This window comes from Acetobacter papayae JCM 25143 (assembly GCF_000613285.1).
Lineage (GTDB): Bacteria > Pseudomonadota > Alphaproteobacteria > Acetobacterales > Acetobacteraceae > Acetobacter > Acetobacter papayae.
Window position 1 is genome coordinate 1 of the sequence record NZ_BAIN01000018.1, and the last position, 17,018, is coordinate 17,018.

Genomic DNA, 17,018 nt, shown 5'->3' on the forward strand with positions numbered 1-17,018 from the left:
CCGCCAGCACCACCGCGCGCGCTGCCATGGGCGGGCTGCTCGGCTGCCTGTTCATTGCCGCCCTGCTGGCTGGTTCCGCTGCTCCGGGGCGCATACTTGCCGCCTTCATTCCCGGCCGGGATGACCCGGATGTGCCGCTGCCACATATCGAAGCGTGGATTACCCCCCCTCCTACGCACCGGACGCCCCGGTTTTTCTTGGCGTAAACCAGAACCCCGCCAACCCGCCGCGCATTGCACAGGCTGCACGGCTGAGCGTGGTTGTATCCGGCATGGCCTCCGCCCCCACCCTGAGCGGCCTGCATGGCGCAGTGCTGGGCAGCCAGAGCGTGCAGACGCTTGACGCCCATAGCTGGAAACTGAGTGCTACAATCGAACAGGGTGGTGTCATCCGCCTGCGCGGGCGTGGACGCACCCTAGCCCTGTGGCCACTGACCGTCCTGCCCGATGCAACCCCCAAGGTGGAATGGGGCGAATCCCCCGGCCCTCTGGCGGGCGGATGGCGCACACGCCTGCCCTATCAGGCCAGCCACGCCTATGGTCTGTCTGAACTGAGCGTTATCCTGCACGCTGCCCACCCAGCACGGGGCGCTGATACCGCGCGCACGCTCACACTGCCCGTACCCCTGACCGGACACCCACGCAGCGTGCGCGGCGCACTGACACCCGACCTGTCGGAAGACCCCTGGGCAGGCAGTGAAGTCGCGGGCCAGCTTGTCGCTCGCTCCATCAGTAATCAGACTGGTGAAAGCCGCACCGTTACCTTCAAGCTCGGGGCACGCACCTTCCACTCCCCTCTGGCGCGGGCCGTGCTTGATGTGCGCAGGCGTCTCGCCCTTGGGCAGGAAACCGCTGCTGATGCCGCAGGCGACCTTGACGCGCTGGCCGATGCCCCCGGCCCCATCCAGAATATCACGGCCCTTTCGCTGAACCTCGCAGCCATTGTAGCCCTGCTGGACAACCCGCATGAAGACCCGCGCACGGCGCAGGATGGTGCCACCAATCTGCTATGGGATCTGGCACTCGATATAGAAGACCGCCGTTCGGGCGATACAGCCAGCGCACAGGCCTCGCTTGACGTGCGAGCCGCACAGGCCGCAGTGGCCCAGCAACTCGCCCGCCTGCACGCTCCCCACCCGGCAGACAAACAGGACGGCGCACAAAACGGCGATGGGCAGGCTGAACTGGAAGAGCGGCTAAAAACCCTTTCCGATGCCATTAGCCGCAAAATGCAGGCTTTGGCCGACAATGCCCTGCGCAACCACACCGCCATACCCGACCTGCCCGGCCTGACCGCCGCGGGTAACAAGGCATTCTCGCACCTGATGCAGCAGTTGCAGTCCGATGCCGCCAACGGCCATGCCGAAGATGCCATGAAGCGCCTGCAGGATATGGCAGACGCTACCGAACGCATGCGCAACGCCACCCCGCAGGATCTGGCCGCCATGGCCCAACAGATGGTGGCGCGCCAGCAGGCGCATGAGCAGATGGCAGCCCTCAAGGACGTAACAAACCGCCAGCTTTCGCTGCTGGATCATGCGCAGGCGCGACTTGAAGGACCAAAACGCGCACCCGCCCCCCCGCAGGATGACGGAACCGATGGCGATGCGCAGGAAGATGGCGCGCCGCTTGACCTCGCGCATATGCCCACATCCGAACTGCTCCGCCGGCTGGGCCTGCCAACCCCACCCGGCGCGGATGATAACCACCCCTTCCCTGACACTCCTTCCGGTCATGAACCGTCCAGCACACCGCCAGACCCGGCACTGGCCGAAGCGCAGGCCGCTGCCCGCCGGACAGAACGCGGCACGCAGCACGCTCTGGAACGCGCGGTGGAAGAACTGCAGAACGAAATTCACGACCTGACCAGTAAAAGCCCCGAGGCGCTGGGGGAAGCCCGCACACAAATGCGCGCCGCACGCAAGGCGCTGGCTGACGGCAACGACGCCGATGCCGCCAGCGCCGAACAGAAAGCCCTCGATGCCCTCCGCCAAGGCCGCCAGCAGATGCAGGAAGCTATGAAGGCAGCCATAACAACAATGCGCCAAGCTTCCTGCCCTCCTTTGGCGGTCAGTCCGAAGGGGGCAGCCCCGGCCAGCAGGGCCAGAGCGCGCAGGGTGAAAACGGCGAAGGCACCCCTACGGATACCGATGACGGCGCGGATGATCAGGACAGCACAAACGACCAGCGTGACCCGCTGGGCCGCAAGCTGGGCGAAGGTCAGGATCAAGCCCCCGATGACGGCAGCACCCATGTGCCCGACACGGTAACACGCCAGCGCGCGCGCGAAATCGAGCAGGAACTGCGCCGCCGCGATTCCGATAGAACACGCCCTCCTCAGGAACTGGAATATCTGGACCGGTTGCTCAAACCGTTCTGATAAAATCGTTCTGATGCAGGCCCGATGGCCAGGGCACACACGCAATGTAAAAGGACACCCATGGCGCGTTTTCTGGTTACAGGGGGGGCTGGCTATGTCGGCAGCCATGTGGTGCTGGCCCTGCTGGATGATGGTCATGACGTAACCGTGCTGGACAGCCTGCGCACAGGACACCGGCAGGCCGTACCCCCGGCAGCAACCTTCGTTCAGGAGGATCTGGCCGATGCCGCCTGCCTTGAGCGGGTGCTCTCCTCCGGCCCATGGGATGCCGTGCTACATTTTGCCGCTCTGTCGCTGGTGGGCGAAAGTATGCAGAACCCCCTGCTGTACATGCAGGCCAATGCGGGCTGCGGCTTCGCCCTGATTGATGCCTGTGTCCGCCATGGCGTAAAGCGCTTTGTGTTTTCCTCCACCGCCAATCTGTTTGGCTCGGCAGGGAAAGCGCTTATTGACGAAGACACCCCCATCGACCCCGGCTCCCCCTATGGTGAGAGCAAATACATGGTTGAACGCGCCCTGCACTGGGCTGACAGAATTCACGGGCTGAAAAGTGCCTGCCTGCGCTACTTCAACGCCGCTGGGGCCGACCCCGCAGGCCGCGCGGGAGAGGACCACAAGCCTGAAACTCACCTCATTCCGCTAACTATTGATGCCGCTCTAGGCCGCCGCGCCGCACTCAGCCTGTTTGGCACGGACTACCCCACGCCCGACGGCACCTGTGTGCGTGACTATGTGCATGTAACAGATCTGGCCCGCGCGCATCTGGCGGTACTGCCCCTTCTGAATGAGCGAAGCGTGGTGTTTAATATCGGCACCGGTCGTGGACACTCAAACCGCGAAATTATCGACGCCGTAGAGCGGGTTAGCGGACATCCGGTTCCATGGCACGCCGCACCACGCCGGGAGGGAGACCCGGCAAGCCTTGTTGCCAGTCCCGCACGGCTGATGGCCGCAACAGGCTGGGCGCCAGAGTTCACGCGGATCGATCAGATTGTGGAAACCGCCTTCCTGTGGCGCCAGGCCAACCCGGACGGCTATACCAGTCAGTAACCTGGCATACAGGAGACCCCGCTATGTTCGCCATGCGCCTGCACGCCCATCATACGCCCCTGCAATGGGAGGAATTGCCCGACCCCATACCGGGCGCGGGTGAAATCCGGGTTAAGGTTCTCGCCTGTGGCGTGTGCCGCACGGACCTGCATGTGGTTGATGGCGAACTGCCTCACCCCACGCTGCCCATTATTCCGGGGCATGAAATCGTGGGCCGGATCGACCAGCTTGGCCCGGGTGTGGAGGGGCTTTCCATTGGGCAGCGTGTGGGTATTCCGTGGCTGGGGCATACCTGTGGGCATTGCCCCTACTGCGCCAGTCACCACGAAAACCTGTGCGACGCCCCTGAATTTACTGGTTTCACCCGCAATGGTGGCTACGCCACGCTGGCCGTAGCCGATGCTCGCTTCGCCTTTCCTCTGGGGGATAGTGGTTCCGATGTGGAGCTTGCTCCCCTGCTCTGCGCGGGGCTGATCGGCTGGCGTGCTTTGGGTAAGGCGGGCGATGCTAAAACAATCGGGCTTTATGGCTTTGGGGCCGCCGCGCATATTCTTGCTCAGGTGCTGACATGGCAGAAACGCCCGTTTTACGCCTTTACCCGCACGGGTGATACGAAAACACAGGACTTTGCCCGCTCGCTGGGCGCGCAATGGGCAGGTGGTTCGGATGAACTACCCCCCACGCCACTGGATGCCACCATTATCTTCGCCCCTGATGGCGGGTTGGTACCAGCCGCACTCAAGGCCGTTCGCAAGGGTGGTCGTGTTGTGTGTGCGGGTATTCACATGAGCACCATTCCCGCTTTTTCCTACGATATCCTGTGGGAAGAGCGTGAAATTGTGTCCGTCGCCAATCTGACGCGTGAGGATGGGCTGGAATTTCTCTCACTGGCACCACGGATCGGTATCCGCGCCACAACGACACCCTATGCTCTAAAAGACGCTAACACCGCGCTGGATGACCTGCGCCACGGCCGTTTTGATGGCGCGGCCGTGCTGGTGCCCTGAACCGCGGCCTACAATGCCACGCAGGCTGTGCCGTGGCGAAGGGGTTTGAATCGGGCTCAAACGGGCTGTTTTCTACGTCACAGGCAGCCAGAATAGCGCTGAGCAAACCGGGAAAGCGGGTATCGAGTTCCTGCTCACGCAGGCTGTTCATGTGGGTGACCCCCACAACCTCTGTCCGCACCAATCCCGCCGCACGCAGTACCGCGAAATGATGCGAAACCGAGGATTTTGGCCGCCCCCCCTGCAACGGCGCGCAGGCTGGGGCTGCAAGGCAGCCAGACGCCGGACAATGGACAGGCGGAACGGATCTGACAGGGCGTGCAGAATCTGGGTTACGGTAAAATCCGCAGCGCAGGGGTGATCATACTGTTTCATCTATGGGCCTATCGTTTATCCACTTGCCTAAACCAATAGTTCCATTAATATCGAACTATTGGCCCCGCACGGCCTGATCCTGGAGGAATCCCTCATGCCTAACTTGTTCGACTCCTACTCACTCAAGGGTAGCACACTCCGTAACCGGATTGCAGTCGGCCCCATGTGCCAGTACATGGCGCAGGACGGCGTACCCAACGACTGGCACAGCACGCATTACACCTCCCTCGCACGGGGCGGGGCTGGACTGGTGACCATTGAGGCCACGGCGGTTTCTCCCGAAGGGCGCATCACCCCCAACTGCCTTGGCCTTTGGAACGACACGCAGGCAGAAGCCTTTGCCCCCATTGTTGCCGCCATGCACAAGGCCGGGACCGTGCCGGGTATCCAGATCGCGCATGCCGGGCGCAAGGCCAGCGCCAACATACCGTGGGAAGGCGATAACCATATCGCGGCTGATGACCCGCGTGGCTGGCAGCCCATTGGCCCTTCAGCCATCGCTTTTGGCGCCCATCTGGACCGCGTGCCGCAGGCCATGACGCTGGAAGACATTGCTCGTGTGCAGGCTGATTTTGTCCGTGCAGCCGAACGGGCCCGTGACCTCGGCTTTGGCTGGCTGATGCTCCATTTCGCCCATGGCTATCTGGCGCAGAGCTTCTGGTCCGCCCATTCCAACCAGCGGACAGATGCCTATGGCGGCAGCGTTGCCAACCGTGGGCGCTTCCTGCTCGAAACCCTGCGCGCCGTCCGTGCCGTATGGCCGGAAGATCGCCCGCTCTGCGCGCGTTTTGGCATTATCGAGTTTGATGGGCAGGATGAGGAAACCCTGAGCAACTCGATCGACCTTATGCGGCAGATGAAAGCCGAAGGGCTGGATTTCATCGAAGTCAGCATCGGGTTTTCCACCCCGGATGCCAACATTCCGTGGGGGCCTGCCTTCATGGCGCCATATGCCCACCGCACCCGGCAGGAAACCGGGCTGCCTGTCAGCACATCATGGTATATCAGCGAAGGCCGTCAGGCAGATGCCCTGATCCGCAACGATATTCTGGATATCGCCACGATGGGTCGCCCTTTCCTGGCCAACCCACACTGGCCAAATGAGGCAGCACGCATTCTGCACGCCAAGAATGCCGGGGATGTTCTGCCGCCTTCCTACGCTTACTGGCTGAGCCGCTACCAGTAACGCGCGGCTTTAAAGCCCCCTAAAAAACCATAACGGCGCGGCTCCCTGCCGCGCCGTTTCTGTATCCGCACTACCTGCCTTACGGCTTGTCTGCCGCCTGCTCTGTCGGCATGCCCACACATTCCTTAGCCGTCGGGAAAGCCCGTGTGCGTACGGCCTGCGCATACTCTGCCGCCGCCTGCTCTATATCAGCGCCCAGCGAAGCAAAGGTTTTGACAAAGCGTGGCGGCGTGGCGGTAATGCCCAGCATGTCATCCACCACTAGCACCTGCCCGTCACAAGCTGGCGATGCGCCGATCCCGATGGTGGGGATGGACAGTTTTTCCGTAATGGCGCGTGACAGCGGCTCCAGAGTGCTTTCGATCACGACCGAGAACGCCCCGGCCTGCTCCACGGCCAGCGCATCGCGCAGAACCTGCTCGGCCTCATCGCCCCGGCCAACGGTGCGAAAGCCACCATGTGCATGCACGGCCTGCGGCTTAAGGCCGATATGGCCCATGACCGGAATGCCCCTTTCCACCAGAAACTGGATGGTTTCGGCCATTTCCTGCCCGCCTTCGAGCTTGACGCCCCCTGCCCCCGTGCGCGCCATGATCTCGGCTGCCGAACGGAAGGCCTGCTGCGGGCTTTCCTGATAGCTGCCAAAGGGCAGGTCCACCACCACACAGGCTTTCTGGCTCCCGCGCACGACAGCCTGACCATGCGCCACCATCATGTCCAGCGACACGGCCAGCGTGGAATCCATGCCATACACCACCATCCCCAGTGAATCGCCCACCAGAAGCATGTCACAATGGGGGTCAAGCAGGCGGGCCATGGGGGCGGTATAGGCTGTCAGCATCACAATGGGCGCGTCCAGCGCTGCGATGGAGCGCGGTGTGTGCCGCCTGACTATCTGCTGTTTGCTCATCGCTCCATCATCCCTTGTTATATCATCCATCAACAACCAGCCGCAGCTTTTGCCCGAAGCACTCCCCCTGTCCACCCCGGTATGACCAAAAAACCGTGTGAACGGGCCATACGGCCCCAGCCAAGCCCCTTAAATCGCAGGAAATAAAAACAATCCGTCATACGGCATTGACAAGGCCACGCTCAGGCTTTAGGTCAGTCTCCACACGATGGAGGGGTGCCCGAGTGGCTAAAGGGGGCGGACTGTAAATCCGCTGGCGTACGCCTACGTTGGTTCGAATCCAACCCCCTCCACCATGTTTCTCCAAAAAACATATTATAAAGTAACTGCATTTCACGCTGCTGTACCTGCACAATGGTAGAGTAACGCGGTATAGGGCTATATTCAAATCGCTCTACGCGTTTGGTTCTTATATGTAAAATGCGCATGGCCTTAGCCGCCAGAGCTGTATTTTTCTCTGCTATGTAAAAAGACACATCGATGACCCAGCTTATTTCTCTTATCGTGCCTTGCTACAATGAAAGCAGGTCAATCGATGTTTTTACCGCAACTATAATGCCTTTTCTTGAATCTATCCCTGACACACGATGGGAAATTATCTGTATCGATGATGGCAGTCAGGATGATACGTTACAAAAAATCACTGCACTGACAAAACAATCTCCCATATTCAGAGCCATTGAACTTTCAAGAAATTTTGGCAAGGAAGCTGCGCTGACAGCAGGACTGGACGCTTCTCGAGGGGATGCCGTCATTCCTATCGACGTAGATTTGCAAGACCCTCCAGAACTGCTTGCCGAAATGGTAGAGGCATGGCGAAAGGGAGCGGAGGTCGTCGTAGCCCGACGCATTGACCGCACTGCAGATTCATTCCTTAAACGTCTGTCAGCCAACGCTTTCTACAAATTCCACAACGCAATCTCGAAAATAAAAATTCCTGAAAACGTGGGCGATTTCCGTCTTATCGACCGAAGCGTTGTCGAAGCCCTGAAGCAGTTTCCGGAACGCCAACGTTTCATGAAAGGTCTGTTTTCATGGGTAGGCTTCCGTACAGTCACAATCGATTACGTTCGCCCTGTCCGTTGCGCGGGTGATTCAAAATTTTCGGCACTATCGCTGTGGAATCTAGCCATGGAAGGCGTGACGAGCTTTTCCACGGTTCCGTTGCGTATCTGGACCTATATCGGCGGGATCGGAGCTGTTCTGGCCCTGCTCTATGGCGGCCTGATCCTGACCCGAACCCTGATCATCGGCAACCCGGTGCCGGGCTACACATCCCTATTCGTCGCTGTAACTTTTTTCGGATCAGTGCAGTTGATCTCTATTGGCCTTCTTGGAGAATATATCGGTCGCATTTATATGGAAACAAAATGCAGACCTACTTATATTATTCGTCGAATCTATGATTCCGAAAATAAAAACACCACAGAAGACCATAAACCCTCAAAAATTTAGATAATAAAACCTATAAATTTACTCCCTTATGTTTATATTATAAAATACTTATGGATCATTGTATTTATATATAATACCCGGAATATTAGGCATAGTTTTTATATTCATCACATCATAAGGTTGCCAGCCATAATAGTTTTGGGGGGCTACAATAATCGAACCTATATTCTGACGCGGCAAAATTTCCAGACTAAAATCAGGATTAGTCCATGGAAAACTCATACTCCATAGCAGTCGCCGCTGTCGGTTATCTGCTGTCTGCAAAACACTTTCCCACGATACCAGTCCCTGCCGGGTTTCCAATACATGCACAATATAATGCCTGAATTCCACCCATTCACGCGTTGCGGCGAGATGCCAGATACTGACACTCACACCAAGAGCACATACCAAACCAGCAACCGGCCTTGCTGTAATTGCTTTTCTGAGGCGAAAACTATCCTTCGTCACCGCATAAAAAATACCCAACGGCACAGTTAATAGAGTTGGATTATGCCGGGCATCAAACTGGGTCAGCGGCATAACAAGAAATGGGAAATAAAATGCTGAAACCGAAGCTACGCACAAAAAAAAGTAAAAATATATAAAAAACCAGCCACCCATATAAAGGCCTGACAATTACCAATAAAATACTAATTGCAGCAACAACACCCAGAATAGCGCATAAATTTACCCCCCAATAACCAGAGAGCCACCCTCGATTATACACCCATTTAAACGCCAAAAAGCTACCCAAGAAGGAGCTTCGCTCTCCGGCATCGACTGGATAAAGAGCATATCCCACTGCAATAGCAGCACTCACCAGCCCGCAAACCGCAACAAACGCCAATATCACCTTATTCCAAAGGCGTGTTTCACGCCTAAAGCGCAGCACACAGACAAACACAAGAAGTGGCCCTAGGAATATCATTCCTTCTTGCAAGCGCAGGCAACCCAACGCAAGAAAAGAAACAATAATTTTATGTATTAGTCCAAAGTTTCCATAAACAATTAATGTAAGCAAAAACCAGAAATATGCTGTAGCAACCAAGCCTTCTGTTACACTAGCGAATTGCGAACTCAAAATAGTCGAAAAATAAATAAAAACAGGAAACACCGCCAGCACCCGGTCTTTCGCTGACATTACCAGACAAGAAGCCAGAATAAAAAGACCGGGCATGATATTGGTAGAAAGACTAAAACCGAGCGCCACATCATACAACGAACGCCTTCCGAGCCACATACCGACAACAATAGGCCACTGCGTTAATATTTGGCTAAATGGCCTTGCAGGCTGCATAATACATAGCCCCTGCTTTTCCGCGATATGGGTAACAAAAAATGCTCCATCCGCATACAAACCGCGCAACATGACGCCCGCATAAACCTGAACACACAATGCAAAAACGGTTGTCAGGACAAGTGCAGCTCCCCCTGAAATTAAACCAAATTTAGGTTTATTTTTCAGCATGTGGTGTAGTGCGTTACAGCACACCCATTCAAACAGATCGTAAACAGCACCACATAAACTCCCGAACGCATTATATTTTGATAAATGCTTGGCCAAATCGGTCAATCTTCTAAAAACAGCCCATTACATCCATCAAGTTTATCTCTTGAGTAAACATCTATACCAACACCATCATGAAGAACATAATGCTGATTTGGTTCACCCAATGATGCGACAAGATCACCGTGCCTTATCCAAGCATGGTTAGGATCCTCGCCATCATGCGTGATGAAAAAAATGCTCTTCCCTCCTGAAAATTCGGAACGATGATACCAACTTTCCTTACTCAGCCACAAATAGGGAGCGAAAGTGCACTCATTTGCAGGTTTTTCATTATGTTTTTCGTCAAATAATTTGAGATTTTTCAGAGCCCTGACGGTCTGATGACCTGCACTGTTAACCGTTGTAACAGACGCATCCCAATATCCAGCATAACCATATTGTAAATTATGCTGCAAAAGAACATAATTTACTTCCCTCGTATCAATCTGATGCCCAAGATGGAAAATATCTACAAAACGTATTTCCTGATTACCCCATACTCTCCATATTCCGAAAACAATAAATCCACTAACAATGCAAGGAACCAAAAAAGCTAACGTATGAATTTTGGGAGCATTACGTGCATACAAAATAATCGAATAAACAAAAAACGGGAAAAAATATCTAACAATATCACTTTTTTTCGACACCAAAATTCGAGAAAAATCCAGCACAAAAATCAATAACAGCACCAATAATCACGACTTGAGAAACTGGGTCACACTCAAAGAAAAACTTCTTCGCTTCTGCATATGTCGAAATTTTTACTTTATAAAACCCAATAATTATTAACAGCGGAATAAGTCTTAAACCAAAAACAAAAACCTGCCCCCATGAGCCAAAAAAATCAGCACCATAAAAATCAAGCAGTGATTTCACCGTATATAGTGCTTTTTCAGGAATTTTTTCGAGCGGAACAAACGATGTAGATAGTTTTGCAGAGGTAAAGCCTCCATGCTGGACAATGCAATACTTTAATATTCCATCAAACAACCAAGCACAAAACACCGACACAAATATAAAATAAAAAGATTTCCTCCCCAACTCACCTTTAAAAAAGCACAACAGTCCCACAAAAAGAAGCGGGCATAAGAAAACAGCAAATCCAAAAAAATCACTAGAAAAAATAAATAATGATACAATAAATAAAACAAAACTACTTAATATATATCTTTTTCCAGAAAATATATTTTGCGCAAATATAAGACCCAAAAGACTTATAGCGATAGTACCAATGTGATACGGTGCATAAACAACATAACTAACAGATGTGCGCAGAAACAGTGGAATAAAACCCATAAAAAGAATAACAGGCAACGCTCGTCGCCAATCCCACTGTTCAGAACTCTTAATAGACAGTAATACTGAAAAGCCTACGGTTGCAGCGAACCAAAACGCGGATAGAATAAAGGGAATATTAGCGTCAGGCCCCAAGAGCCTTACCAAAGCACTCATACCCGCAACATCTATCAGCCAAAAACTGTCAGGGGGTAAATGCCATCCTTGTAAAAATATATTACCTTCAGCCATATCCAATGCCTCAAAATAACAATTAACGACATCAGAATCCAAAAGAAATATACGATTAATAGAAAAAAACGACAGCAACGTTACAATAACCGCTACAATAAAAATAAAAAATTTATTGAAATTAATTGAAATAAACCTCATTTCCCGCCTCTCATTGTAAAATTAATACTTAATTTTATTAAAGTATTAATTTTATAACTCCCCTCCCCCTCAGTGAACATCATTCCTTCTGGGGTAATACATAAATGGCGGCAGTTTAAACCGCCGCCATTTATGTTTTCCAACCATTATATAATCAGATTTACAGAACCCGACCTGCAATGGTTTTGAGTTTTGCAATCAGTTCCGGGTCACGCTTTTCGGGTGCAGTAATCACTGCGTATTCCAGTGAGCGGTCGCAGCCTGCATGGCAATGGGGACGGGCACTGCAGCCAAGGGCCGGGATAACCGCCTTGACCAGCGCCTTGGCCTTGGCCGAATTCGCCTGCATGATTTTAACCACGCTATCCACGCTCACATTATCATGCTCGGTGTGCCAGCAGTCGTAATCCGTCACCATGGCCACGGTTGCGTAGCAGATCTCAGCTTCGCGGGCGAGGCTTGCTTCGGGCATATTGGTCATGCCGATAACGGAGCAACCCCATGTACGGTAGAGTTCGCTTTCCGCACGGGTCGAGAACTGCGGGCCTTCCATAACCAGATACGTGCCGCCCCGCGCCACATCGATACCCAATGCGCGGGCCTGAGCTTCCAGCGTGTCACCCACGCGGTTGCACAGCGGGTCAGCCATGGAAACATGGGCTACGCAGCCTGTATCGAAAAAGCTTTTCTCACGCGCGATCGTACGGTCGATAAACTGGTCGATCACAACAAAAGTGCCCGGCGGCAACTCTTCCTTGAGGGAGCCCACGGCAGACAGCGAGACAATATCCGTCACGCCGGAAATCTTCATCGCGGCAATATTGGCTTTGTAGTTCAGCTTTGTGGGCGGAATAGGGTGGCCCCGGCCATGGCGGGGCAGAAACACGCAGCGCACGCCATCAAGCCGCCCGAACAGCAACTGATCCGAAGGGCTGCCCCACGGGGTTTCAACCGTGCGCCATTCCTTGTCCTGCAGGCCGTCAATATCATACAGACCCGAACCACCGATCAGGCCGATGACGGGTTCCACGGTTTCATTTTCTGACATGTGACCAGATTCTCCGGGTAAGGATCATAAACAGGGCCGCAAGAAAGCACAGATACAGCCCCGCGCCCACTCCCAGCCTGCGTCGCTCGTCCTGATGGGGGGCTGAAACCCACGCCAGAAAGGTGGTTACATCACGCGCTTGCTGGGCAACGGTTGCCGGTGTGCCATCTGCATACTTCACCGCGCCTTCATGCAAAGGAGGTGGCATGGCGGTAAAATTAGCGATGCCGTAAGGGTTTCTGAACCCCTTGCCCTCCTGCCACTGGGCATCAGGGGCATAGCCTGTCAGCAGGCCGTAAATGCGCGAGGCCCCGCCGGGTCGCACCATAACAATACGGGAAAGATCAGGCGGCACTACTCCACCATGCGCTGCCCGTGCTGCTGCCGGGCTGACATAGGGAGACAGAATCCTGTCATCGGGCCGGGCCGGACGGCGCTGCACGCGGCCTTGCGCATCCAGCCCATCTGCTATCTGGCGCGTGGCGGCCAAAGCCTGAATATCCTCTGCTTTCAGCCCTATACCCGCAAGGTCGGAAAAATGCACCTGCTCCATGCCGTGGCAGGCAGAGCAGACAGAAGCATACACAGCATAGCCACGCTGGACGGAGGCCAGATCGAAATGCCCTAGCGGACCACTGAACGACCATGCAGGAGCTGCCCCCGGCTTACCACCTTCCGCCGCCGCCATACCGGGCACCCCCAGCAGCAACACGCCTACAAGGGCCAGCCACTTCCGACGCAGCAGGCTGGAAGACACCCGCGCCACCACAAAGCGGATCATGCGCTGGTCTCCTTTTCCCCATCATCCTGCGTCAAGGGCAGGCCCTGCCCGCCCAGCCATGGTAGAAACAGTAGAAAATAGGCGTAATACACGCCAATAGCCACACGCCCAGCCAGAAGCCACGCACCCTGCGCATGGTGCCGCCCGGCACAGGCGGCCACAACAGCCGCCCCAACCAGCAGCGCCAGAGCCAGCAGACGTACAGGCGCACGCTCTCCAACACGCCCGCCCCTGTCCAGCCATGGCACGGCAAACAGCATGGCCACGGCCCCTCCGGCTAGCAGCACGCCGCCAAGCTGGTCGGGCACAACCTGCATCATTCCGTAAAAAGGCAGGAAATACCATTCAGGCTCGATATCGGTAGGCGTGTGCAGCGGGTTGGCGGGGCGATAATTGGCGGGTTCGGCAATCAGTTCCGGCCACAGGCCCATCACCAGTACAAAAGCCAGCGCCACCAGCACTACGGCCAGCATATCCCGCGCGGTAAAATAAGGATGGAACGGCAGCATACCGCCCCGCGCCGTGGGTTGATGGCCAGACGGGCTGGAACTCCCACGTTTATGCAGCACCGCCACATGCAGTGCGATTGCGCCCACAATCACAAATGCCAGCGCGAAATGCAGCACAAACATACGGTGCAGCGTGGCCGTGCCGGGGCTATCGCCCCCCAGCACCACCCGCCCCAGCCAGCCCCCAACCAGCGGCAGGGTGGCCACGGCGCGCCCAGCTACATCCGCCCCCCAGTAGGACATCTGCCCCCATGGCAGCACGTAGCCAGCAAAAGCAGTGATCATCAGCATGGCCATAAGAGCGCAGCCACTCCCCCACACCGCGCGGCGCGGAGGCAGGTAAGCCCGGTAATACAGGCCGCGCAGGATGTGGACATACAATGCCGCCATGCAGAACGAGGCCCCGGTCATGTGCATGGCCCGCAGCAGCCAGCCATAGGGGATGCGCCGCTCGATACTCTCGACACTGGAGAATGCCAGCCCTGCATCTGGCGTGTAGGTGAGCGCCAGAAAAAGACCGCTGGCCAGCATGAGCCCCAGTATGGCTACAAGCACCGCGCCGAATGTCCACAGCCAGTTCAGATCAGCGGGCAAAGGCAGGTCGGCATAGGCCCGCGCAAAGGCCAGAGGCCCAGCATCGGCCTGCTGTGCACCCGCGTTCCCCTGCTGGCGAGATGGCGTTTCATCGGCCATGCGGCTCTACTCCCTGCATCCGCCGCACCATGGCTGGCGGGCTTTGGGTATTAACGGCGAATTGAGCGGTCTTGCAATGACCCGCCGGGAAGGGCACCCCTACACACACTCTGCCGGAGCGCGAGTCCGCACCGGCCCACAGGACACACAACGGAAGAATGACACGCCATGACAGCCGTCCAACCCGCCTCCGTGCCGTCGCATGATCTGCTGAGAGACTCAGCACGCGCGTGGTTTGAAACCCTGCGTGACCAAATCTGCGCCGCATTTGAACAGATTGAGGACGAAGCAATGGCGCAGTCCAGCCCTACCCTGCCGGGCCATGAGGCCGCAGGCCGTTTCGAGCGGCAGGCATGGCAGCGCCCGACTGAAGACGGCACGCCGGGCGGTGGTGGCGTCATGAGCGTCATGCGCGGCCGGGTGTTTGAAAAGGTGGGGGTGAATGTTTCCACCGTGCAGGGCACGTTTTCCCCTGAATTTGCCGGCACCATCCCCGGTGCGTCAGACAATCCGCATTTCTTTGCAACAGGGATCAGCCTTGTGGCGCATATGTGCAGCCCGCTGGTGCCTGCGGCCCATTTCAACACCCGTATGATCATTACCACGCAGGCTGGTTTGGCGGTGGCGGCGATATTACGCCCATGTTCCCCGCGAGCGAAGCCGCACAGGACGATGCAGCCCAGTTCCATGCAGCTTTCGCCAAGGCCTGTGCGGCGCATGACCCGGAATATTATCCGCGCTTCAAGGCCTGGTGCGACAAGTATTTCTACCTCCCCCACCGTGATGAACCGCGCGGACTGGGCGGGATTTTCTACGACCGTCTGGACACCGGCAAGGCCGATATGGACTTTGCCTTCACCCGCGATGTGGGGCTGGCCTTTCTGGATTCCTATCCGCGCATCATCCGTTCACGCATGATGGAACCCTGGACGCCCGAACAGCGCGAGGCCCAGCTTATCCGCCGGGGCCGGTATGTGGAGTTCAACCTCCTGCATGACCGGGGCACGCTGTTCGGACTGAAAACCGGCGGCAATACCGAAGCCATTCTCATGAGCATGCCCCCCGAGGTCAAATGGCCCTGAGCCTGTCTGCCTGAGGCCTTCATTGATACCCCGCGCAGGCTGCATCGCCCTGCCCTGACAGGCCGCGCAGAATCATGGTGGATAAATCTGCCGTGATTCTGCCGCCAATCTGGCCTACACTGCGTCAGAATGTCAGAAAAGGATCGTAAACGCTTGCCTGCCCCCGACGGAACCCGCTGCTTTTTCTCTCATGCCACGAAGATGGCCACAGATATGTCGCGCCGGTTTTTTCTTGGCGGGCTGGCAAGTGGCGCGGGAGCTGGCCTGCTTGCACCCGCTTTTACGGGTAATGCGGCCCGGGCTGATAACAGCCTGAACGACTCCCTGCCAGCGCAGGCCAGATCACAGACACAACTGATTGTGGCGGGCACCCCCGAAACACCCAGTGGCCGCTGGGCCTCCCTGCTTACCCCGCTGCTGGAGGAAAGCCTCCAGCGCCCGAGCCCCTTCACCCTCAGCCACGCTCTGGGGTGGGATGGTGTAACCGGGGCCAACCTGTTTGATGCCCAGCAACAGGCCCCCGATGCCCCAACCGCCCTCATGGCACCGGGTACGGTCATGCTGGCCTCCATGATGGGCGATACGCGGGTCCATTATGATTATGAACGCTGGCTGCCCGTCTTCATGACCTGCCAGCCCAGTGTCACCATCGGCCATGTGTCGCTGCATCTTTCCTTCGGGGCCCTTTTAGGTAACCGCAAGACACGGGTGGCGGTCTCGCGCCCTACCGGGCCGGAACTCCCCACACTGCTGGCATTCGACCTGCTTGGCCTACGCCCCCAGCCCATAAGCGGCTATGCAACGCCCGAAAGCGCCATGGACGCGCTCTATGCCGGCACGGTGGATGCAATACAGATCCCGCTGGACAGAGAATACGAAGCCCGCATTGCCACACTGGCCAAGCAGGGTTTTGTGCCATTGTTCATCAACACGCCAAACGCCCTGCCGGTTTCCGAACCCACGCTGCCCCCCGGCTTCATGACCGTGCTGCAACGTGAACGCCGGAAAATGGCGCTGGCACCTCTGGCCAGTGCGTGGCAGGCACTGGCAACCGCCAGCAGTATCAAGGCCGTACTGCTACTGCCCCTGCTGACCCCGCCCGCCGCCGTTGCCCGGTGGCGACATGCGGCAGAAATCAGCGCAACACGCCCTGTGCTTGTCAACGCTGCGGCAGAAAACCGCGAAAGCATGAAAACCGGCGCGACCTGCATGGCGCTCTATAACGACACCATGCCCGATGTCAGCCTGATCATGGCCATTCGGCGCTGGCTGGCACTCAACCTGCCCCGCTGGCGCGACACCACGCATACCGGCTGAACAGATAACGCCTGAAGCCCCCTG

At 56.5% G+C, this 17,018-nt stretch carries 15 protein-coding genes, 1 tRNA gene and 2 pseudogenes; 10 read left to right on the forward strand and 8 right to left on the reverse strand.

The features are described from left to right. The 6 genes and pseudogenes from JCM25143_RS25385 to JCM25143_RS06405 all read left to right on the forward strand — a co-directional run. Positions 1 to 206: hypothetical protein (locus tag JCM25143_RS25385; RefSeq protein ID WP_408735028.1), on the forward strand; the 206-nt coding region annotated here is incomplete at its 5' end. Then, positions 155 to 1,966: pseudogene (locus JCM25143_RS17505) on the forward strand (DUF4175 family protein); the annotation flags it as partial. The gene JCM25143_RS25385 and the pseudogene JCM25143_RS17505, both read left to right, overlap by 52 nt. An 86-nt stretch (positions 1,967 to 2,052) precedes the next feature. After that, positions 2,053 to 2,379, forward strand: a complete 327-nt coding sequence (locus JCM25143_RS24685) for a DUF4175 family protein (RefSeq protein ID WP_267879921.1) — start codon at positions 2,053 to 2,055, stop codon at positions 2,377 to 2,379. Positions 2,380 to 2,439: 60 nt separating this feature from the next. Then, positions 2,440 to 3,429, forward strand: a complete 990-nt coding sequence (gene galE / locus JCM25143_RS06395) for a UDP-glucose 4-epimerase GalE (RefSeq protein ID WP_025860414.1) — start codon at positions 2,440 to 2,442, stop codon at positions 3,427 to 3,429. 23 nt (positions 3,430 to 3,452) lie between these two features. Further along, positions 3,453 to 4,436 (forward strand): zinc-dependent alcohol dehydrogenase family protein, encoded by a 984-nt coding sequence (locus JCM25143_RS06400; RefSeq protein ID WP_025860415.1) that lies wholly within the window; start codon positions 3,453 to 3,455, stop codon positions 4,434 to 4,436. A gap of 469 nt (positions 4,437 to 4,905) precedes the next feature. Next, positions 4,906 to 5,997: an NADH:flavin oxidoreductase/NADH oxidase gene (locus tag JCM25143_RS06405; RefSeq protein WP_025860416.1), complete on the forward strand. Its 1,092-nt coding sequence runs from the start codon at positions 4,906 to 4,908 to the stop codon at positions 5,995 to 5,997. Between the two features lie 79 nt (positions 5,998 to 6,076). Here the strand turns inward: JCM25143_RS06405 and panB are convergent, their stop codons facing one another. After that, a complete protein-coding gene (gene panB, locus JCM25143_RS06410) occupies positions 6,077 to 6,907 on the reverse strand; it encodes a 3-methyl-2-oxobutanoate hydroxymethyltransferase (protein ID WP_025860417.1) in 831 nt (276 codons plus the stop codon). 210 nt (positions 6,908 to 7,117) lie between these two features. Here panB and JCM25143_RS06415 point away from each other — a divergent pair. Further along, positions 7,118 to 7,203 (forward strand) — tRNA-Tyr (locus JCM25143_RS06415). Positions 7,204 to 7,387: 184 nt separating this feature from the next. Beyond that, on the forward strand, positions 7,388 to 8,362 hold the full coding sequence (locus tag JCM25143_RS06420; protein ID WP_025860418.1) for a glycosyltransferase family 2 protein: 975 nt from the start codon (positions 7,388 to 7,390) through the stop codon (positions 8,360 to 8,362). Positions 8,363 to 8,410: 48 nt separating this feature from the next. Here JCM25143_RS06420 and JCM25143_RS06425 read toward each other — a convergent pair whose 3' ends face one another. The 7 genes from JCM25143_RS06425 to JCM25143_RS06450 all read right to left on the reverse strand — a co-directional run bounded on the left by JCM25143_RS06425 (position 8,411) and on the right by JCM25143_RS06450 (position 14,595). Beyond that, the gene (locus JCM25143_RS06425; protein ID WP_159101596.1) at positions 8,411 to 8,884 is read right to left on the reverse strand and encodes a hypothetical protein; all 474 of its coding nucleotides are present in this window, start codon (positions 8,882 to 8,884) and stop codon (positions 8,411 to 8,413) included. Beyond that, a complete protein-coding gene (locus JCM25143_RS21925) occupies positions 8,865 to 9,917 on the reverse strand; it encodes a hypothetical protein (RefSeq protein ID WP_148300029.1) in 1,053 nt (350 codons plus the stop codon). Before JCM25143_RS21925 ends, JCM25143_RS06425 begins: the two co-directional genes overlap by 20 nt. After that, positions 9,914 to 10,567 carry a hypothetical protein gene (locus JCM25143_RS06430; protein ID WP_148300030.1) on the reverse strand — a complete coding sequence of 218 codons (654 nt, stop codon included), beginning with the start codon at positions 10,565 to 10,567 and terminating at the stop codon, positions 9,914 to 9,916. Before JCM25143_RS06430 ends, JCM25143_RS21925 begins: the two co-directional genes overlap by 4 nt. Then, positions 10,527 to 11,423, reverse strand: coding sequence for a hypothetical protein (locus tag JCM25143_RS06435; protein ID WP_148300031.1), 897 nt, complete (start codon positions 11,421 to 11,423; stop codon positions 10,527 to 10,529). The genes JCM25143_RS06430 and JCM25143_RS06435 overlap by 41 nt, the downstream gene beginning before the upstream one ends. 301 nt (positions 11,424 to 11,724) lie before the next feature. Then, positions 11,725 to 12,612, reverse strand: coding sequence for an S-methyl-5'-thioadenosine phosphorylase (locus JCM25143_RS06440; protein ID WP_025860422.1), 888 nt, complete (start codon positions 12,610 to 12,612; stop codon positions 11,725 to 11,727). Then, a complete protein-coding gene (locus tag JCM25143_RS06445) occupies positions 12,599 to 13,393 on the reverse strand; it encodes a cytochrome c1 (protein WP_035370602.1) in 795 nt (264 codons plus the stop codon). Before JCM25143_RS06445 ends, JCM25143_RS06440 begins: the two co-directional genes overlap by 14 nt. After that, positions 13,390 to 14,595, reverse strand: coding sequence for a cytochrome b (locus JCM25143_RS06450; protein ID WP_025860424.1), 1,206 nt, complete (start codon positions 14,593 to 14,595; stop codon positions 13,390 to 13,392). The genes JCM25143_RS06445 and JCM25143_RS06450 overlap by 4 nt, the downstream gene beginning before the upstream one ends. 168 nt (positions 14,596 to 14,763) lie before the next feature. On the opposite strand from JCM25143_RS06450, the pseudogene hemF reads away from it, so the two are divergent. Both hemF and JCM25143_RS06460 read left to right on the forward strand, forming a co-directional pair. Further along, positions 14,764 to 15,677, forward strand: a pseudogene (hemF, locus tag JCM25143_RS17510) (oxygen-dependent coproporphyrinogen oxidase). Positions 15,678 to 15,878: 201 nt separating this feature from the next. Further along, on the forward strand, positions 15,879 to 16,994 hold the full coding sequence (locus JCM25143_RS06460; RefSeq protein ID WP_148300032.1) for a hypothetical protein: 1,116 nt from the start codon (positions 15,879 to 15,881) through the stop codon (positions 16,992 to 16,994). Positions 16,995 to 17,018: the final 24 nt, after the last annotated feature.

Bases quoted from the DNA above. Each gene is read 5' to 3' on its own strand.
- galE (WP_025860414.1), top strand. From the start codon at position 2,440: ATGGCGCGTTTTCTGGTTACAGGGGGGGCTGGCTATGTCGGCAGCCAT.
- JCM25143_RS06400 (WP_025860415.1), top strand. From the start codon at position 3,453: ATGTTCGCCATGCGCCTGCACGCCCATCATACGCCCCTGCAATGGGAG.
- JCM25143_RS06405 (WP_025860416.1), top strand. From the start codon at position 4,906: ATGCCTAACTTGTTCGACTCCTACTCACTCAAGGGTAGCACACTCCGT.
- panB (WP_025860417.1), bottom strand. From the start codon at position 6,907: ATGAGCAAACAGCAGATAGTCAGGCGGCACACACCGCGCTCCATCGCA.
- JCM25143_RS06420 (WP_025860418.1), top strand. From the start codon at position 7,388: ATGACCCAGCTTATTTCTCTTATCGTGCCTTGCTACAATGAAAGCAGG.
- JCM25143_RS06425 (WP_159101596.1), bottom strand. From the start codon at position 8,884: ATGCCGCTGACCCAGTTTGATGCCCGGCATAATCCAACTCTATTAACT.
- JCM25143_RS06435 (WP_148300031.1), bottom strand. From the start codon at position 11,423: ATGGCTGAAGGTAATATATTTTTACAAGGATGGCATTTACCCCCTGAC.
- JCM25143_RS06440 (WP_025860422.1), bottom strand. From the start codon at position 12,612: ATGTCAGAAAATGAAACCGTGGAACCCGTCATCGGCCTGATCGGTGGT.
- JCM25143_RS06445 (WP_035370602.1), bottom strand. From the start codon at position 13,393: ATGATCCGCTTTGTGGTGGCGCGGGTGTCTTCCAGCCTGCTGCGTCGG.
- JCM25143_RS06450 (WP_025860424.1), bottom strand. From the start codon at position 14,595: ATGGCCGATGAAACGCCATCTCGCCAGCAGGGGAACGCGGGTGCACAG.
- JCM25143_RS06460 (WP_148300032.1), top strand. From the start codon at position 15,879: ATGGCCACAGATATGTCGCGCCGGTTTTTTCTTGGCGGGCTGGCAAGT.